Origin of the sequence: Polyangium sp. 6x1 (assembly GCF_029946515.1) — a bacterium.
In the GTDB taxonomy this organism is placed as follows: Bacteria; Myxococcota_A; Polyangia; order Polyangiales; family Polyangiaceae; genus Polyangium.
Map to the genome: position 1 here is coordinate 24,374 of NZ_JARZHH010000022.1, position 18,237 is coordinate 42,610.

An 18,237-nucleotide genomic window follows, 5' to 3' on the forward strand; every position below is an offset into this window, starting at 1 on the left:
CCTCACTGGGGCACGTAGGGCAGCGGCTGCGTCGGGGTCACGGTATCGGTGAGCGCCTTCAGGTACGCCACGAGCGCCGCCTCTTCCTGCGCCGTCAGCCCCAGGTTCCCGATCAGGCCGAGCCGGCCGGCCTGGTTCGGGGTATCGAACTCCGCGGCCGGCCAGCACCCCCTCTGCATCGCCTCGTCCGCCCTCGTCCCGGGCGGGCAGTTCACTTTGTCCTGGAGCAGCATCGACGTATTGTAGAAGTGGACCACCTGCTCGAGGCTCTTGAAATAGCCATTGTGCATGTAGGCCTTCGGGAACCCGTCGCCGCGGCGCTTGTCGACGTTGCGCAGCGTCGGGGTCTTGAAGTGGCCGGCGAGGGGCGTCGCCGCCGGGCTCGCCGCGTTGAACAAGGTGCTGGGATCCGCGTGCCCGAGGATCCCGGCGTCACCGCGGGCCGGATCGAAGTTCTCGATCTCGAAGTTCGGCGGAACGCCGATGTGGTGATAAGCAAAGTCGCTGTAGACCTGGTTCCGCTCGTCGCCCTTGGAGCCGAGGGCGGGCCCGAAGAACGTCGAATTGTGGCTGTTGTGGCACCCCGCGCACCTCGCGTTCTTCAGGCTGGTGTTCAGCCCCGAGTCATTGCGACCATAAAAGAGATCGTGCCCCAGGTTCTCCTGGGGCGTCAGGCTGGAGAACGGGAGCGCGAGGACCTGCTCGCCCTGGGCATTCTGGACTTTGTTGCCCTGGTCGCGTCGGGAGCTGAACGAGTTCACCTCGGAGGAATGCTGCCAGGCCGAGAGCGCGAGCGCGACGCGCTTGAAGCTGATGGCCGGATCGGCGCATTGGATCGGCGCGCCCCAGGCCTTCGTGTAGAGCGCTGCGTAAGTGGACGACTTGACGTGCAGGCAGACCGCCTGCGCGCCGGGCAGGCCGTGATCGAGGCCGTCGGGAACATTCTGCTCGGCGTCGTTCGGAAAGGGCCCGAGCGCCTGATCCGCGAGCGGCCCGAGGAAGAGGCCATACGCCGCCTGGAGGGACGCACTGCCACCGAAGATCTCCGTGCCCACATGCGCGGTCGCGCCCGCGCCCGTGAACGTCGGGAGCGCCACGAACGGCGCCGCCGTGCCCTCGGCGCGTCCATCCCAGAACGTACCCCCGGTGCAAAAAGGCATGATGCGGAGGGCGCACGCGACGGAGGGAGGAATCAGGCTGACGGTGACAGTCTTGGCCGTCTCGCCGAACGCCGGGCTGAAGCTCGCATAGGCGTTGCTGGGAGGTTTGCGGAACCCGACCGCCCTGGGATTGGCGCCCGGGATGGCGACGCCGTGCAGGTTGATGCCGGCGACGGCCCCCGTCCAGCCGTGCGCGGCTTCGTGACAGGAATGGCACCCCTGGCGCGGCGGGGCCGAAATGTTGTCGAAAAAGACGCGCTTGCCAAGCTCCTCGAGGGCGGCCATGTCCTCGGCAAGGGCCGTCCCGCTCGTGAGCAACACCGCCGCGGACGCGAGCAGCGTCACGCGTTTCTTCATCACCTTAAGGACAATCACGATGGCTCTCTCCTGATGCTTCGAGGTCGGTCTCCGTCGGCTCGTCATGCTCCCCGCGCAAACACGCCTTTGCTTCGGGCTGGACCCTGACGTGGGGGCCATGCCCGCGACGCATGTCGTTCGTGGGTTCGTCAATGGCCACCACGCGCAGGAAAAGCACGGCGCGGTCCGCAAAGCAAAGCCAGTGCCAACGAGATCGGTCGCGGGCGCGTTCTTGCTGCACGGCGAGACACCGGTCAGGCATTCCCATGAACCGCATGCGTAGCCCATTGGTTTGTCGTGATAGTACATTCGTACATGGATGCGCCGGACGTCGCGCCGAGCACGGGTGCCTGGCGCGATGCCTCGGCCCGAACGGCCCGGCGTCGGGCCCCAGCGCCAGATCACCCGATGGCAGGCGACGGGCGTGACGCTTCGGCGTTGCACCCGTCGGGTGTTGCAGTTGCATGTTCCACGGACGGAAGCTCTACGTCTTTCCGCCGCGCGCGCCGGGCCTTCTGCTTCCGTCTCGGCCGAGCCTTTCGAGGCTCGCGCGTTTTGCGCGATCGCGCAAGCCGGGCTTGCGCGAGTCGGGCAGGCGAGGTGATGGCTCGTCCCTTCAGGGTGCTGCATGCGCGCGGATCCACCTCGCGACCCTTTCTCGACGCCGCTGCATCCATCCGGATCCACCACGCCCCTTTTTCCCGGTGGTTCGGCCTGAAAATCGAACGACCCAAGCTGGGCACGTTGTCTGCAATCAGAGCCTCTTCGACGACCGCGCCCATTTTCGCGTTCGCCGCTGGAGGACATCATGTCGGACATCCGCTGCATCATCGCCGAGACCCAGAGACACCTCGACGACGCCGTCCGCGTTCGTTTCGACGTCTTCGCCCGCGAGCTCGGGTACCTCGACACGAAAGACCACGCGGTCCCCCGCGAGCTCGATCCGTTCGATACCCTGCCCACCACGCTCCACCTCATCGCCTACGACGGCGACCTCGCCGTCGGCACCCTCCGCCTCCTCCTGCCGAACCCCGAGATCGCCGCCACGAACGGCACCTCCTTCGGCCTCTCCGTCGAGTCGCACTTCGACCTCGCGCCCCTCGCCACCGCCGGGCTCCGGCTCGCAGAGACCTCGCGTTATTGCGTCCTCGCCACCCACAGGCGCTCCATGGCCACGGCCGAGCTCCACGCCGCCGCCGTCCACCTGAGCCGGCTCCTCGGCGTCGGTCACTGGATTGCCACGGCAAACACCGAGACCGACGGCATCGAGGACGCCCACCTCATCCAGCACGTCGCCCGCGAGCGCGGGTTCGTCCGGAACGACCTATCCCTCGCCCCCCGCCTCCCACCGCCCGCCCCCGCCCCGCCGAAACGGCCCTTCTACGACGATCACGGCCGCACGGAGGCGAAAGCCTCCCCCTCGCGATCCCGGCTCCCGCGCACCCTCGACTTGTACACCCGCCGCATGCGCGCCCGCTTCGTCGGCCCGCCAGTCTTCGACACGCGCTTCCGCATGTGCGCCCTTCCTTTGCTCGCCGACGTCGCCGAGCAGCGCGCCGTCCGGCGCGCAAAGCCGCCCGCCTTCCCGAATCCGGGCTCGATCGCCGCCTGAAAGGAGCCTCGGACCATGAATTCCCTCGTCGACGCCCTCGATACCATTGTCTCGGACCTGCTCTCGACCCTCGACGCGCACGCCGCCGCGCGCCGCCTGCTCGCAGGCGACCTCGATACCGACGAATATGCCGCCTTCCTCGGACAAACCTTTCTCTACGTCCGCCAGACCCGCCCCTTGCTCCGCCGCGCCGGCGAGCGGCTCACGCGCGCGGGCAAGGCGCCCGACCTCGCGCGGCTCTTCTTGCAAAAGGCCGAAGAAGAGCAGGGGCACGATCTCTGGGTCCTCGAAGACCTCGCCGCCATCGGCCGCGCCCTCCGCCCCACCGCGCCGCCGCGCCCTTGCCCGGCCGTCGCCGCCTACATCGCGTGGAACCAGTTCCAGGTCGACGCCGGCTCGCCCCTCGCCTTCCTCGGCACGGCCTACGTCCTCGAAGCCCTCTCCCAGGCCCGCGCCGGCACCACGGCCGCGCACCTCGTCGCGCGGCGACGGATCCCCGGCATCGAGCGCGGCGTCCGTTTCCTCCGCGGCCACGCCGACGCCGACGAGGGGCACACGAGCGTCCTCCGGGGCCTCTTCGCGCGCATCGAGAGCGAAGGCGATCGGCGCGCCGTCAAGCTCTCGGCCGCGGTGACGGCTGCGCTTTACGTGGGGATGTTCTCGGGGGACGCGTCGACGATCACCGCTGCCGCCACGCCATGTGAATGAGCGCGGCGCGGTTCGGAATGCCGAGCTTGTCGAAGATGTGCGAGAAATGCTTCTTCACCGTCAGCTCCGTGATGCTGAGCTCGGAGGCGATGAGCGCGTTGTCCCAGCACACGCGCTCCGCCACCTTGATCTCCGCGGCCGTCAGGACTTTCAGCCACGGAAGGGGGATGGGCACGAGCTGCGGGACCTCCTCGAGCAGCATCACGAACGACGCGCCGGAGAGGCCCGGCAGCTTCTGAATCGAGACCTTCAGCTCGGCGAGCGCGCCGCTCCGCCAGAATGGATCGAGCAGCGCGTGCGGGTCCTTCACCAGGGACGCGACGCGCGCGGCGAGCGGCTCGGGTAGCCCGCCCGCGTCGAGCTCGGTCGGCTTGAACCAGGCGCGGAGCATCTTCTCCGCGCCCGCCGTCCGCGCGACCTCCGCGCCCGACGCGCTGAACACGAGGGCCTCGTGCCCGATGCCGGAGAGCACCCCGTCGAGCAGTGATGCGCGCGCGGCCATCGACCCGAAGAGGCGGCAGTTCTTCACGGCGTTCGTGAAATGCCGGGTGAGCTTCTGCAGGATCACGCGCTCCCGATCGGAGAACGAGACCCGCTTGTCCCGGTAGAGGATGAGCCCGCCGTGCCACGACGGATCGTCGCGCAGCATGACGGCCATCACGTGCTCGAGCTGCATGCCGATGTCGCGGCAGTGGTTGTAGAGATAGCTCCGTTCCATCGCCGCGCGCGGCAGCATCTCGGTGTCGCGCAGGACCTCGTTCGGCCGTTCGGCGACGGAGATCCGGACGAAGTCGTGCGGGACCATCTCCGCGTATCCCTGGAAAAACCTCTCGGGCATCTCGGCGACCGCCCAGTCATAGACGGCGTGCCCCTCGGGCCGGCTCACGCAGAGCGCCCCGTGATCCGCCGGCACGAGCTGCGAGAGCAGGCCGTACGCGCGGCCGAGCACCTCGTGCAAATCGAGCGATCCGCCGAGCTCGGCGACGAGGTCCAGCATGAGGCCCTGCTCATGCTCCGTGAGATTGGAAGGCCCCCTCATGCGGCCATGATGAACCCGAACGGACCGCAGTTCAACGCCCGCCTTCGTCCCGGCGCTTCGATCCTTGCCGGCTCCGCGCGCTGAACCCGTCGGCCCACGGGCGCGCTTCGGGCGAGGCGAGCGGATGTTTTCGATACCATTGGTAAAGCCCGTGCCCCGGCGCAGGCGCCCCCGCTTTCGCCGGCGCGGGCACGGGCACCTGCGCCGGCGCGGCCGCGGGCGCGGCCCCTCCGCTGCCCTCGGATCCGCCTCCCTCCTCGCTCGATCGGATCCCGTGTTTTCGCATCACCCGCTGGACGAACGCCCGCCCCACGCCCGCGATCTTCGCGGCCTGCGACACGTTGTACCCCGTCTCTTGCAGCGCGCGCTCCACGTAGGCCCGTTTGTAGGCGTTCTCCACGTGCGCGAGCCCCACGTGCAAAGGCAGCTCGAGGTTCACCACCGGCAGCCGCAACGATGGCGGCGCCTCCGCCTCGTCCTCGTCCGCGGCCCAGGGCGGCTCGGCGAGCCCGAGCGAGAGCATCATCTCCACCTTGTTCCGGAGCTCCCGCACGTTCCCGGGCCAGGGCCGCGGGTGCGCCTTCATCCGCTCGAGCACCTCGTTCGGCAAGAGCGTCGGCGCGTCCTTCCGCCCTTGCCATTCCTTCTCGAAATGACGAACGAGCAGGGGGATGTCGTCGAGCCGCTCGCGCAGCGGCGGCATCCTGACCGGCACGACGGCCAGCCGGTAATAGAGATCCTCGCGGAACCTGCCCCGATCGACCTCGGCCGCGAGCGATCGGTTCGTCGCGGCCACGATGCGCACGTCGGCCCGCCGCGGCTCGTTCTCGCCGAGGCGCGTGATCGTGCGCGTCTCCAGGGCCCGGAGCAGCTTCGGCTGTAGCTCCAGGGGAAGCTCGCCGATCTCGTCGAGGAAAAGCGTCCCGCCGTGCGCCGCCTCGAACCTCCCCACGCGGTTCTCGGTGGCGCCCGTGAAGCAGCCGCGCCGATGCCCGAAGAGCTCGCTCTCCAGCATGCTCGCGCTCACCGACGAGCAATCGAAGACCATGAACGGCCCCCCTGCCCGCGCGCTCTCGGCGTGCAGCGCCGCGGCCACGAGCTCCTTGCCCGTCCCGGTCTCTCCTTCGACGAGCACGGTCGCGTCGGTCCGCGCGATCCGTTCGAGCAGCGCGAAGAGCCGCCGCATCGGCACGCTCGCGCCGACGAGGCCCCCGAAGCGCGTTCGGGACGAGAGCGGCAGGGCCACCACGTCGCGGATCATTTGCAGCCGCAGGGCCGAGGCGCCGAGACCGATCGACGAGTTCGGCCGGGCGTAGGCGTCGCGGATCCGCACGCCGTCGACGGTCGTGCCATTGCGGCTGCTCGTGTCGAGCACGCGCAGGAGGTCCCCTTCGATACGGAGGAGCAGGTGGTGCCTGCTCACGGTCGGATCGTCGAGGACGAGATCACAATCTTTCCCGCTCCCGACCCTCACCTCCGGCCCCGGAACTTCGGTGACGACGCCTGCCATGGGCCCTCGGCTCACCTCGACGCGAATCTTGTGCGTCCGAAGCTCGAGCCCCCGATCGGCTTCCATGGTCCAGGTATTCCACTCTTTCATGCCCATCATTTGTAGCCGGGCCGTCAAAACTGGACAAATATAGAGCGAGCCGGCGTCCGTCTTGGATGCACGGCGATTTGGATTACGAATCGACTACAACGAAAGTAGTACGAAGCCAAAGCCTCGAGGGGCCGTAATCCTTTTTGGGGTGGGCGAGGAGCGACGCTCCGACCGGGGCAGGGGCGGCGGCAATACGGATCACCAGACGGCTACTACCAAAGTGGTACGAAGTCGCGACGCGGAGGATCCGTAACCCTTCATGAGAGGTCGAAGTCGCCGGGTGGGACGAAGAAGGCGACGCGATGACGAGGCGGCGCGACCTCGAGCCGACGAAACGATGTCGCGAGGATGACGCGACGATGACAAAGAGGTCGCGCGCCTATCAGCCGCGGACCGTGGCGCCAAATACGTTTTCGATGAAGTCGGCATACTTCATCCGGACGCGTCCCCCGCCTTCGGGCATCGCCACGCGGGGCGGTTTGTCGCCGCCTTCGTCCTTGCCCCACGGGTTTCGCAGGACGATGGAGGCGGGTTTGCCGTCCTTGCCCGCTTCGAGCCACTCGACCGAGAGCCAGTGGTACGTCCGGAACTCGAGGATCACCGGCACCCGCTCGCCGCGCGCCGCCGACGTCGCCACGAGGGCCGCGACCTCGTCCTTCGGCCGGGAGAGCCTGGTCGCGCTCGCATAACTCCCGCCCAGGATGGCTTGATACACGCTGGTGAAGCCATACACGGCCATCTGGCTGTTGCCGCGGACGGCCGCCCAGAACGTATCGTTGTCCTCCGGGTTGTCGTAATCGAACAGCCAGCTCATCGCGGAGGCATGGTTCATGATCGCCGACTGAAAGAGCCGGTCGAGGTCCACGCGCCCCGAGGTGTCCCGCGCGATCGCGCTGCGAGGCATCTCGAGCCTCTTGCCCGATCGGAGCGTGACCTCACGCGCCTCGCGGGTGATGCCGTCGACGATCCGCACGAGCTCGGCCGGCTCGCTCCGCAAAAGCACATACTCCATCACGCCGGCGCCACACGTCCCGTGCCCGGCCCCCTGCTGCACCCGGAGGGGGTTGTCCACGTGGCGGATCACCTGCCCGAGCAAGAGCTCCGGCTCGATCCCCGCCTCCAGCAAGAGCGCCGGGTTGCGCGGCGTCCGCGCGAACGTGGCGAGGTTCGGCAAAAGCGCCCCGTCGTGCAAACGCCCCGCCGCGAGGAGCCGCTCGAGGGCCGCGTTCGCCGGGGCGTCGTCGCCGATCGACCGCCGAACGGCCGCGAGCTGCTCCGCCCGGTCCGCAGGCAGCGGCCCCTTCGCCTTCCCGCCGGCGCGATCCTGGGCCGGCGGAGGTGAATCCGGATCCGCCACGGGCCCCGCCCCCGGACCCCGGAGCGCGGCCGCGTCGTCGAAATACCCCTCATCGTGCCGCGAAGGCCCGCCCGCCACCGTCGCCGCGCCCGCGGCCCTCGAAGGCGCGCCCCCGACCGCCGCCGCCATGGCGTCGTGAAGCCGACCTTTCCGCCGCATCTCCAGGCGCCGACCGATGGCGAGCAACGTCGCGGCGTCGAGCACGCCCGTCTCGGGCAGCCCCGCCGCGGCTTGCTCCGCGACGATCGCCGCGTGCGTCTTCGGTCCGAACGAGCCATCCGGGGTGAGGGACGCGCCAAGCTCGACGAGCACCTTCTGGAGCAGGACCACGCTCCCGCTCTTCGCCCCGCGCGCGAGCGTCGCCTCGCCCACGGCCACGGCCGAGAGCATCCCGTCCTCCGCGAGCTCGGGCGAAAGAAGTGCCCCGCCCCCTTCGTTCGACTCGTTCTCGTTCATTCGAATCCTCCATCAGGCGCGTTTGGCTGCTACGCGAAGAGAATAGCAAACGTGGAGCATCCCGCCCGGGTATGGCATCAAAGCCGCGGATCGACAGGCTCGCTTTCCAGTGCCAGGATCGCGAACACGCATTCGTGCACGCGGCGCAAAGGCTCGCCCCGGACGAAACGCTCGAGCGCCTCGACGCCGAGCGCGAGCTCCCGGAGCGCGAGGGAACGTTTCGCGCCGAGGCCACGATTGCGGAGACGCGAGAGGTTCTCGGGCAGATCGTATTCGGGCCCGTAAATGATCCGGAGATACTCGCGGCCGCGGCATTTCACGGCCGGCTGCACGAGTCCGCGTTTGCCCCGCGCGAGGAAGGACATGGGCTTGACGACCATCCCCTCGCCGCCGCTCGCGGTGAGCTCCTCCCACCACGCCGCGCCCGCCCGCTCGCTCTCCTCGTCCCCGAGCGTGACTTCCACGTGCCGCGTCGCCACGAGCACCTGCCCGTCCGCCTCGGCGAGCCGCGCGGCGATTCCGAGGTGGAAAGGATGGTCCCGATCGACGAACACGTGTCCCTCGGCCGCGAGCAGATGAAACGGCGCGACGCGATAATCCTCGATACGCTCGACGGGCCAGCAGTAACGTCGATACGCGTCGACGTAGAGCGAGGCGGCCCGCGCGCGATCGTGCATGCGGGAGAGCATCTCGTCCGCCTCGATCCCGCGCGCCTTCGCCTGCGCGAGCGCCTCGATCGCGGTCCCGAGCGCGGACCGGCTCGCGCTGCCCACGGGCGCATATTGCACCCGGACGAGCGCCTGTGCCTTCGCCGACCACGGCATGATCTCGGCGTCGAGCACGAAAAAGCCGCCAAGCTCCTCGAAAAGCCCGCTCGCCTCGGCCGCGCGCCGCACCCGCGAAAGGAGCGCCTCTTCGAGCGCCGCGTCGTCGAAGAACGGACGGCCCGTGCGCGTGTACACGACGCCCGTCCGGCCGTCCGTCGTGCCAAACCGCTTCTTCGCCGTCGCCTCGTCCCGGCACACGACGATCACGGCCCGCGAGCCCATGTGTTTTTCTTCGCAGATGACCCGCGGGACCTCGTTCCGCCGGAAATACGCGAATGCCTCGGCCGGGTGCTCCAGCGTGCCCGGGAGATCACTCGTCTCGGTCGGCGACATCGTCGGCGGCAGGTAAACGAGCCAGCGCGGATCGACCGCGAACCGGCTCATGGCTTCGAGCGCCGCCGCCGCGTTCTCCTCGCGCACCGAGACATACCGCGCGAGGCGCGTGCTCACGGGCCGCTTGCCGATCACGTCGTCGAGATCGAGCGTGTCGTCATACTCCTGCTGCGCTGTACGGCCATCCTCCGGCGCCACGGCGACCAGCGGCTTCTTCGGCTCGCAATATTGACGCGCCGCCGGCACGCTGACGAGCTCCCGCTCGGGATACCGCAGCGCCGTGAGCGCGCCGCCGAACACGCAGCCCGTATCGATGCAGATCGTGTTGTTCAGCCAATCCGCCGTCGGGACCGGCGTGTGCCCATACACGACCGTCGCGCGGCCGCGATACTCGGCCGCCCAGTTGTGCCGCACGGGCAAACCATAGTCGTCCGTCTCGCCCGTCGTGTCGCCATAAAGACCGAACTCGCGCACCCCGCCCGAGGAGCGCCCCTGCATCGACGCCTTCATGCCGGCGTGCGCGACGCAGAGCCGGCCCTCGTCGAGCACGTAATGGCTGACGAGATCGTCGATGAAACGCGCGAGCTCCGCCTGGAACGCCTCCGTCGTGTTCGCGAGCTCGGCGAGCGTCTCGGCGAGCCCATGCATGATCGTGACCTGCTTGCCGCGGAGCACCCGCAGCAGCTTCACCTCGTGGTTGCCCGGCACGCAGAGCGCAGCGCCGCTCTGCACGGCCGTCATGACGAGACGCAGCACGTCCACGATGCGCGGGCCGCGATCGACGAGATCCCCGAGGAACACGAGGCGCCGTCCCGGCGGCGGCGTCACGCGCACCCCGTGCGACCCCGCGGCCGGATCCCATTCGACCCTGTAGCCGAGATCCTCCAGCAACGCTTCGAGCTCGTCGCAGCAGCCGTGCACGTCGCCGATGATGTCGAAGGGCCCGTGATCGTCGCGCCGATCGGTCCAGAGGCGCGTGCGCTCGACGGTGACGCCCTCGATCTCCTCGGGCTTGCGCAGCACGTGCACGACGCGGATGCCCTCGCGCTCGATCCCGCGCAGCGACGCCCTTAGATCCTGCGATTGCCGCCGCACCACGTGGGCCGGGACGTTGCGATCCGTGCGCGTCTCGTTCCGCTCGACGCAGACCCGCTCGCCCACGTCGAACGCGATCCCCGTCGCGAAAACATGGTGCTTGCGCGCGATCGCCACGAGCGGCTTGCGGAACTCGGGCCGCACGTTCGTCGCGTCGACGACGACGAGCTTGCCCGCCTCGAGGCGTTTGTCCACGACGAGGTGCAGCACCTCGAACGCCGACGCCGACGCGCTCTGATCGTTCTCGTCATCCGAGACCATCGCGCGAAACATGTCGGACGAGACGACCTCGGTCGGCGCGAAATGCCGCCGCGCGAACGTGCTCTTGCCCGAGCCCGACGCGCCGAGCAAGAGGACGAGGCTCGGCGCCGGCAGAGAGATCGTGGGGCCTTTCGCCGTAGCCGCCTCCGCGACCGGAGCTTCCGTGCTCATCGGGAGAACACCGCCATCTGCGTGGGAGAACCGAGGGTTTCATTCACCGGCCCGATGGGAGCGAACCGGACGGCATATCCATGGCGCTCCGCGACGCCGCGCGCCCACGCCTCGAATTCGGCGCGCGTCCATTCGAAGCGGTGATCTTTGTGGCGCATGTGGCCCGCGGGGAGCGAGGAAAACACGACGTTGTATTCGGCGTTCGGCGTGGTCACGACGACGACGCGCGGGCGCGCATGCTCGAAGACCGAGCGTTCGAGCGCGCCGAGGCGCGAGAGCGGCAGGTGCTCGATGACCTCCACGAGCGCAGCCGCGTCGAAGCCCGAGAGACGCGCGTCGCGGTAGAGCAAGGAGCCGTGCAGGAGCTCGATCCGCTCGGATTTCCGGCCGCCGTGCCGATCGAGCTTCAGCCGCTCCGAGGCCACGTCGAGCGCGCGCTGCGAGACGTCGAGCCCCACGAGCCGCTCGAACGCCCTGTAACGCACGAGCTTCGCGAGCAGCTTGCCCTCCCCGCAGCCGAGATCGACCACCGCCTTCGCGCCTTCCTCCGAGAGCACCTTCGTCACGGCCTCGATCCGGGCCTCGTCGAGCCGCACGGGCGCCTCGATCGCGGCCTCCTCCTCGGCGTGCGCCTCGGCCTCCGCGTCGGGATGCTTGGCCTCGCCCGAGACGAGCCTGTCGAGCGCGGCGCGCGCGAGCCGCGCCCGATGCTTCAAATACCGCCGCGCGATGAGCTCCTTTTCGGGGTGCGTCGCGAGCCACCCCTCGCCGTGATGGACGAGCTTCTCCACCTCGTCGTCGCCGACCCAGTAATGCTTGTCGTCGTCGAGCACGGGGACGAGCACGTACACGTGCGAGAGCAGCTCCGAGAGCGGGCACGCCTTGCGCAGGCGGACGTCGTGGTGCGCGCCCTCGCCCCACGCAGGAAAACGCTCGTCGAGCGGCAAACGCGACGCCGTGACCTCGTATCCGAGCGGCTCGAACAGCGCGCGCAAGAGCGCCGCGCCGCCGCGGCACGGCACCGCGGAGAGCGTCGCTTCGAGCGGGATCGACGCTTGCGCGAGCTCCGGCCGATCCTTGCAGCGCCCCGCGAGCGCCGAGCCGAGCACCTGCGCGATCGCCACGCTGAGGAACGACGACGCGGCGTAAGGCCTATCGTTCACATACTGATCCACGAGCCCGCCCTCGGACGAACCGGGCCGGCCGCGCACGAGCGCGACCGGATCGAGGTCGACGAGCAGCGCGGCCGTCACGGCCTCGGCCTCGGCCTCGGGATAAAAGACGTGCGCGCGCCCGAACGCGAGGGGGAACGACTGGAGTTTGTCGGGGTGCTTGTGCAGCAGGTACCCGAGCCCCGACGCGTGGGGACCCGTGGCGCGGAGGGTGAAGAGCATGCGAAGACCGTTCGGCCGAGGCTATCAAAGCCCGGCGCCCGGGTCACCCCTCGATCTCGCCGCGGGAGCGCCGTTTTTCCCGGGAGAGGCGCCTCACGACGAACGCGGAGAGCCCGAGCACCAGCGCCAAAGGCACGCCGCCGCTCGTCCTTCGTCCCCTCCCTGCGCCCGAGGCGTCGCAGAACACGCCGTTGCCCTCGAAGCCCACGTCGGGCACCGGGGCGCAGACGCCGGGCGTCGAGGTCTCCGAGGTGCAGAACGATCCCGCGGGACAACCGTTGCCCGCCGCGCCGCGGCAGCCCGCCTGGCAGAGGCGCGCGGGGATGTCGCAAACACGCCCGCTGCCCGGCGCGCCGCAATCGGCGTCCTTCGAGCACTCGTGCGGCGCGGGCTCGCAAACGCCGAGCGACGCATCCGTGGACGTGCATACCTCGCCATGAGGACAACCATTGCCCCCCGCGCCGCGGCAGCCCGGCACACAAACGCCCGCCTCGCAAACGGTGCCGCTCACGGGATTGCCGCAATAGGCGTCCGTCGCGCAGAAGTCGTCCGAAGGATCGTTCGGGTCCGTCTCGCCCACGTCGACCACGCCATCGTGATCCGCGTCCTCGATCCCGTCGGGTTTGCCGCCGCCGTCGGTGTCGGCCTTCGTCGGATCGGTCGTCGTCGCGCCGAGATCGCCGTCGGGCACGCAGCTCATCGAAGCGGGGTTCGTCGCGGGATCGTCGCAGCCGTAGCCCATCTCGGTGCCGTCGGGCAGGCCGTCGTCATCACTGTCCGGATCGAGCGCGTTCTTGAGCCCGTCGCCGTCCGTGTCCGCGTCCTTCGAGGGCTCGGCGCCGTCGGGCACGCCGTCGTCGTCCGTGTCGGCGTCGGCCGGATTCGTGCCGAGCAAAGCCTCCTCCGCGTCGCTCAGGCCGTCGCCGTCCGAGTCCGCGCAGCCCTCGTCGGTCAGGCCGTTGCAATCGTCGTCGACGCCGTTGCACGTCTCATCCGAGGGCATCCCCGGCATCGCATTGCACATCGTGCCGGAAAGCGCGCCGTCGCAGACGAAAACGCCCGTCGCGAAGCACGCGCCCACGCCCACCGCGCACGGGTCGCCGAGCCCGAGCCCGTCGTCCACGGCGCCGTCGCAGTCGTCGTCGATGCCATTGCACGCCTCGGGCATCGGCGTCCCGGGCTCGACGCTGCACGTGGTCGAAAGCTCGTCGTCCGTGCACACGAGGACGCCCGACGCCGCGCACGCGCCGACGCCCACGTCGCAAGGCACCCCGAGCACGAAATCCTCGTCGGGCTCGCCATCGCAATCGTCGTCGATCCCGTTGCACGCCTCGGGCTCGGGGTAGCCCGGCTCGACGCTGCATTCGCTCGAGACCTCGTCGGGGGTGCACACGATGATGCCTGTCGCCGCGCACGCGCCGACGCCCACGGCGCAGGACACGCCGAGACCAAAATCCTCGTCGATCTCGCCGTCGCAATCGTCGTCGGTCCCGTTGCACGACTCGAAGCCGGGTTCGTCCGGGAACGCGTCGCAGTAAGGGTTTTGCCCATTGCACTGGATCGTGCCGGTCTCGACGCAGGACCCGAGCCCCACGGTGCAGGGCTGACCGAGGCCGGGGCAGGCGTAAATGCACGTCGCGCCGTCGCAGGCGATCGGGTCGGTCACGAGCCCGCCGAGCGTGAGGGCGCCCGTGTCCGAGATCAGGTCGGCCGTGAGGCTCTGGGCGTTGCTGGAGGTGCCGCAGGCGAGCCGGAACGGCGTGAGCGGCCCGATCCCGAGCTCCCCGCGGCCGATGGCCCAGTCGATGAATACGTCGGGGTTTCCGCTGGTGTTCGTGGCGGCCGCGACCGAACGCGCGTAGGTGCTCGCCGGGTGGCTCTGCAGCAGCAGCTCTGCGACGTCGCCGGGCGAGCCGTTGCCGAGCGGGGTCGTGTTCTTCCGCAGCTCGACGACGTCGCTGTTGCCGTCGACGCCCACGGCGAGCTCGTGGCTCGCGAGGTTGCCGTCGGTGTCGATGAGACAAACCCACCCGAACGACCGGAAATCCGCGGGCGCGGCCTGGAGGACCGCGTCGTTGATGCGCATGCGGAAGTAGACGAAATTCGCGTCGCCCGCGAAGTACGCCGCGGCGCCGGCCTGCGTCGAGGCGCCGACGACGTCGCGCCCCGTGGCCGCGTCCCCCGCGGGATCCGCGACCGACAAGCCGCCCCGGAGCAGCGGCTTCCACGCCGCGTCGAGGGGAAACGTCTGCGCGCGGGCCGGCCCTCCGAAGGCGAACGAGGCGAGCCCGAGCGACGCGGCGAGGAGCGCGGACCGAGCGGAGCGACGAAGGCGGAAGGTCGAAGCCATGAGCGTCCGGCCGATCGTGCCGGGAAGCGCGCCGCGGCACAAGAGGCCGCTCACGGGTTCGCCATCCGCTCCTCGAACGCGCGCAGGGCCCGCGCGCGTTCGAGCTTCATGTCCCCTCCGAAACGGAGAACCAAGTCATACCGCGAGCATACGTCACGCGCCCCGCGATCGGTCGATCTTCCTGTAAGTCCCGACGTAGGACTCCGTTATGCTCGGGCCATGACATCGCGCGCGCGTGCTTTCCTGGTCCTCCTCGCGCTGTTTTCCGCCCTCGCCCCGAGCGCGGGCGGCTGCGGCGGCAGCTCGCCCCCTGCCTCGATGGCGGACGCGCCCGCGAGCGCCGGGGCGGCCGCTCCTGCGGAGGCGGAATCGATGGAGGCGGAGTCGCCGCGGGAGTCTCGATCGTACGACGTCGACGAAGAAAAGGGCGCGGCGCCACCTCCGCCGCCGGCCGCGCCGGCCCCTGACACGGCGGCGAGGCCCGCGCCCACCTCCGCGCCGCTGCAAGCGCCGGGCGGCGGCGGAGGCCCGCGCCTCTCGGTCGACGCGAAAGCGGCCGCCGCAGACAAACCCAAATCCGCCGCTGGCTCGGACGAGGCGACGACGTGGAAACGCGCGCAGAGCGGGGCGCACGCGGTGCGCGTGGAGATCGGCGATCGCGACGCGCTCCCCGTGCGCAGCGTGCAGGCCAAGGTCGCGATCGACGGCTTCATGGCTCGCGTCGTGCTCGACATCGTGGTCAAGAACGACCGCCCTTCGACCTATGAAGGCACGCTCAAGCTGCGCCTGCCCGTGGGCGCGTCACCGTATTATTTCGCGTTCGGACAGGACGCGATGGCCATCGCGGGCGACGCCGTGCCAGCGTTTTTCCCGGCGGAGCGCGCCCGCAGCATGGGCGGCGAGCCGGCCGAAATCCGCTCTGCGCGGCAATCCGCGTGGCAAGGCGTGAAGGAGGCGCGCATGGTGCCGAAGGAGAAGGCCGCGCTCGCGTACACGCAGACCGTGCGTCGCAACGTGGATCCGGCGCTGCTCGAATGGGCCGGCCCGAACGTCTTCAACACGCGCGTCTTCCCGCTCGTCGGGGGCAAATCCCACCGCATCGTCCTCGGCTACGACGTGCCGCTCACGCGGATCGGCGGGGACCTCGAATATAGCTTCGATCTGCCGGAAAACGTCGGCAGCAAGGCGATCGATTTCGCCGTCGCGGCCCCGCAGGGCGCTTCCGTCGACGTCACGCCGGCCGCGCCGGCCTTCTCGGGCCCGGACAAACGTTTCTATCGTTTCGACGATCCGTCCGGAAAAACGGTCACGGTCCGCATCAAGAAGCCCGCCGCCGCGCACGTCGTCGCCACGGACGCCGCGACGGGGCCGTACTTCGCGGCCGACATCGCGCCGCAGTTCCCGGCGTCGGCGGCGGCGAAGGGCGAGGAGAACGCGCTCTTCCTCGTCGACACGTCGCTCTCGTCGAACCCCGACCGCTTCAATGTCTGGCTGAAGCTGCTCGACGCGATCCTCGCGAACAACGAGGACGCGATCAAGCACTACAACGTCCTCTTCTTCAACATCGAGCAGACCCTCTGGAAGCCGCGCTTCGTCACGAACGACGCCGCCTCGCGCCGCGAGCTCCAGACGTTCGCGCAAGGCCTCGCGCTCGAAGGCGCGACCGATCTCGGCGCCGCGCTCGGCCGGGCCGCGACGGCGCCCGGCGCCCCGCAGTTCGACGTTTTCCTCCTCAGCGACGGCGCCGCGACGTGGGGCGAGCCCGACGCGCAGACGATCACGCGGCGCCTGCAGAAGACCCCGGTCCGCGCGATTTACGCCTATCAAACGGGCCTCGCGGGCACGGACGAAGGCGCGCTCACGCTCCTCACGCGCGAGACCGGCGGCGCGCTCTTCTCCGTCACCGGCGACGCCGAGGTCCAGAAGGCCTCCACCGCGCACAAGAGCCGCCCCTTCCGCCTGGTCTCGGCGCGCGTCGCCGGCGGCAGCGACGTCCTCCTCGCCGGCCGCCCCCGCTTCGTCTTTCCCGGCCAAACCCTCCGCGTCGCCGGCCGCGGCACGCCCGACAAGGACGCCGACGTCGAGCTTACGCTCGAATCCGGCGGCGGCACGCAGGTCGTCAAGGCGCCCCTCGGCCAGGCGATCCCCTCCCCGCTCGCCATTCGTGGGTATGGCCAGATCGCGGTCGCGCAGATCGAGGAGCTCGCCCCCGCCACCGAGACCATGGCGAAGGCGTATTCGATCCACTTCCGCGTCCCGGGCAAGACCTCTTCGCTGCTCATGCTGGAGTCCGAGGCCGATTACCAGCGCTTCGGCATCGTGCCCGAGGATTTCGCGCGGACGATCAAATCCGCGGCGGCCTCGCGCGTCGTCGAGGACACGCTGGCCCTCTCGGCCTCCGCGCTCGGCAATCCCAAGGCCACGTTCCTGCGCTGGATCGACGGTTTGCCCACGACGCCCGGCGTGAACCTCACCGTACACGCCTCGTTCCGCCAGGCGCTCAACCAGATGCCCGAGGAGAGCTTCCGCGTGGAGGCGGCCCCGCTCGCCGTGAAATCACGCGACAAGAAATCGATCCCGGCGCCCGTGCTCGCTGACCTCGCCGCGCACAAGCTCGATTACGATCGCATGACGAACGAGGCGGAGCGCCGGCGTGCCTCGCTCGGGCCCGCGGACGCGCTCAAGGCCCTGAGCTCGCTCGTCGAGGAGAACCCCGGAGACGCCGTGCTCGCGCGCGACATCGGCGTCACGGCGATGAGCTTCGGCCTGCCGTCGGACGCGTTCCACCTCTTCCGCCGCGTCGCCGTCGCGCGGCCGTACGAGCCGCAGACCTACCGCGCCATGGCGCAGACCCTCGCGCGGCTCGGCCGCACGGACCTCGCGATGGCGTATTTCGAGGTCGGCCTCGCGGGGCAATGGGAGGTGCGGTTCGGCGAGTTCCGCAAGATCCTCGCGCTCGAATACTTCGACCTGCTCCAGCGCGCGGCGCGCGGCGACCTCAAGACGAGCGTGCCCGAGTACGTCAAGGGTCGCCTGCCCCAGGTCGCCCGCGAGACCCAGCTCCAAAGCGCCGATCTCGTCGTGATGATCACCTGGAACACGGACGCGACCGACATCGACCTGCACGTGACCGAGCCGAACGGCGACGTCTGCTATTTCGGCAATCGCCAGACGCAAATCGGCGGCCAGCTCACGCTCGACGTCACGCAGGGCTACGGCCCGGAGATGTACGTCCTGAAGAACGCGGCGGACGGCAAGTACAAGGTCCAGGCCCATTACTTCGCGTCGGACCGGAACCGCGCCTCGACGCGGACGAAGGTGCAGGTGATCGTGTTCGAGGACTTCGGCACGAGCGCGCAGAAGGCGACCGAGAAGGTCGTCACGCTCGAATACGGCAAGCAGAAGCACGACCTCCTGGAGATCGCCCGCAAAGCAAAGCCGGGCCAGAAGCCCAAGTCGACGCTGGAGATCGCCGGCCCCTGAGGGCCCGGGGAACGGGGCGCTCGTCGATGGAAAG

The 18,237-nt window shown here is 69.6% G+C and carries 10 protein-coding genes; 3 read left to right on the plus strand and 7 right to left on the minus strand.

Annotated elements, in window-relative coordinates; translation table 11 throughout:
- Positions 1-2: 2 nt before the first annotated feature.
- Positions 3-1,535: a cytochrome c peroxidase gene (locus QHF85_RS21420; protein ID WP_281329111.1), complete on the minus strand. Its 1,533-nt coding sequence runs from the start codon at positions 1,533-1,535 to the stop codon at positions 3-5.
- Between the two features lie 790 nt (positions 1,536-2,325).
- Between QHF85_RS21420 and QHF85_RS21425 the strand changes: the two genes are divergently transcribed.
- The gene (locus QHF85_RS21425; RefSeq protein WP_281329112.1) at positions 2,326-3,129 is read left to right on the plus strand and encodes a GNAT family N-acetyltransferase; all 804 of its coding nucleotides are present in this window, start codon (positions 2,326-2,328) and stop codon (positions 3,127-3,129) included.
- Between the two features lie 15 nt (positions 3,130-3,144).
- The gene (locus QHF85_RS21430; protein WP_281329113.1) at positions 3,145-3,837 is read left to right on the plus strand and encodes an iron-containing redox enzyme family protein; all 693 of its coding nucleotides are present in this window, start codon (positions 3,145-3,147) and stop codon (positions 3,835-3,837) included.
- Here QHF85_RS21430 and QHF85_RS21435 read toward each other — a convergent pair.
- The 6 genes from QHF85_RS21435 to QHF85_RS21460 form a co-directional block, all read right to left on the minus strand.
- Complete coding sequence (locus QHF85_RS21435) at positions 3,809-4,834, minus strand: LuxR family transcriptional regulator (RefSeq protein ID WP_281329114.1); 1,026 nt, start codon at positions 4,832-4,834, stop codon at positions 3,809-3,811. The two genes, QHF85_RS21430 and QHF85_RS21435, sit on opposite strands and share 29 nt — an antisense overlap.
- 73 nt (positions 4,835-4,907) lie before the next feature.
- Entirely contained in the window at positions 4,908-6,476 is a 1,569-nt protein-coding gene (locus tag QHF85_RS21440) for a sigma 54-interacting transcriptional regulator (RefSeq protein ID WP_281329115.1), read from the minus strand.
- Positions 6,477-6,858: 382 nt separating this feature from the next.
- The gene (locus tag QHF85_RS21445; protein ID WP_281329116.1) at positions 6,859-8,289 is read right to left on the minus strand and encodes a peptidoglycan-binding domain-containing protein; all 1,431 of its coding nucleotides are present in this window, start codon (positions 8,287-8,289) and stop codon (positions 6,859-6,861) included.
- 77 nt (positions 8,290-8,366) lie between these two features.
- Positions 8,367-10,976 (minus strand): polynucleotide kinase-phosphatase, encoded by a 2,610-nt coding sequence (locus QHF85_RS21450; protein WP_281329117.1) that lies wholly within the window; start codon positions 10,974-10,976, stop codon positions 8,367-8,369.
- Positions 10,973-12,370 carry a 3' terminal RNA ribose 2'-O-methyltransferase Hen1 gene (locus QHF85_RS21455; RefSeq protein WP_281329118.1) on the minus strand — a complete coding sequence of 466 codons (1,398 nt, stop codon included), beginning with the start codon at positions 12,368-12,370 and terminating at the stop codon, positions 10,973-10,975. The genes QHF85_RS21450 and QHF85_RS21455 overlap by 4 nt, the downstream gene beginning before the upstream one ends.
- Positions 12,371-12,413: 43 nt before the next feature.
- Positions 12,414-14,774, minus strand: a complete 2,361-nt coding sequence (locus QHF85_RS21460) for a MopE-related protein (RefSeq protein ID WP_281329119.1) — start codon at positions 14,772-14,774, stop codon at positions 12,414-12,416.
- A gap of 165 nt (positions 14,775-14,939) precedes the next feature.
- Between QHF85_RS21460 and QHF85_RS21465 the strand changes: the two genes are divergently transcribed.
- Entirely contained in the window at positions 14,940-18,203 is a 3,264-nt protein-coding gene (locus tag QHF85_RS21465; protein WP_281329120.1) for a DUF2135 domain-containing protein, read from the plus strand.
- Positions 18,204-18,237 lie beyond the last annotated feature (34 nt).

Coding starts and splice junctions, on each gene's coding strand:
- QHF85_RS21435 (WP_281329114.1), bottom strand. CDS start 4,834: ATGCTGGACCTCGTCGCCGAGCTCGGCGGATCGCTCGATTTGCACGAG.
- QHF85_RS21455 (WP_281329118.1), bottom strand. CDS start 12,370: ATGCTCTTCACCCTCCGCGCCACGGGTCCCCACGCGTCGGGGCTCGGG.
- QHF85_RS21425 (WP_281329112.1), top strand. CDS start 2,326: ATGTCGGACATCCGCTGCATCATCGCCGAGACCCAGAGACACCTCGAC.
- QHF85_RS21450 (WP_281329117.1), bottom strand. CDS start 10,976: ATGAGCACGGAAGCTCCGGTCGCGGAGGCGGCTACGGCGAAAGGCCCC.
- QHF85_RS21445 (WP_281329116.1), bottom strand. CDS start 8,289: ATGAACGAGAACGAGTCGAACGAAGGGGGCGGGGCACTTCTTTCGCCC.
- QHF85_RS21465 (WP_281329120.1), top strand. CDS start 14,940: ATGACATCGCGCGCGCGTGCTTTCCTGGTCCTCCTCGCGCTGTTTTCC.
- QHF85_RS21430 (WP_281329113.1), top strand. CDS start 3,145: ATGAATTCCCTCGTCGACGCCCTCGATACCATTGTCTCGGACCTGCTC.
- QHF85_RS21440 (WP_281329115.1), bottom strand. CDS start 6,476: ATGAAAGAGTGGAATACCTGGACCATGGAAGCCGATCGGGGGCTCGAG.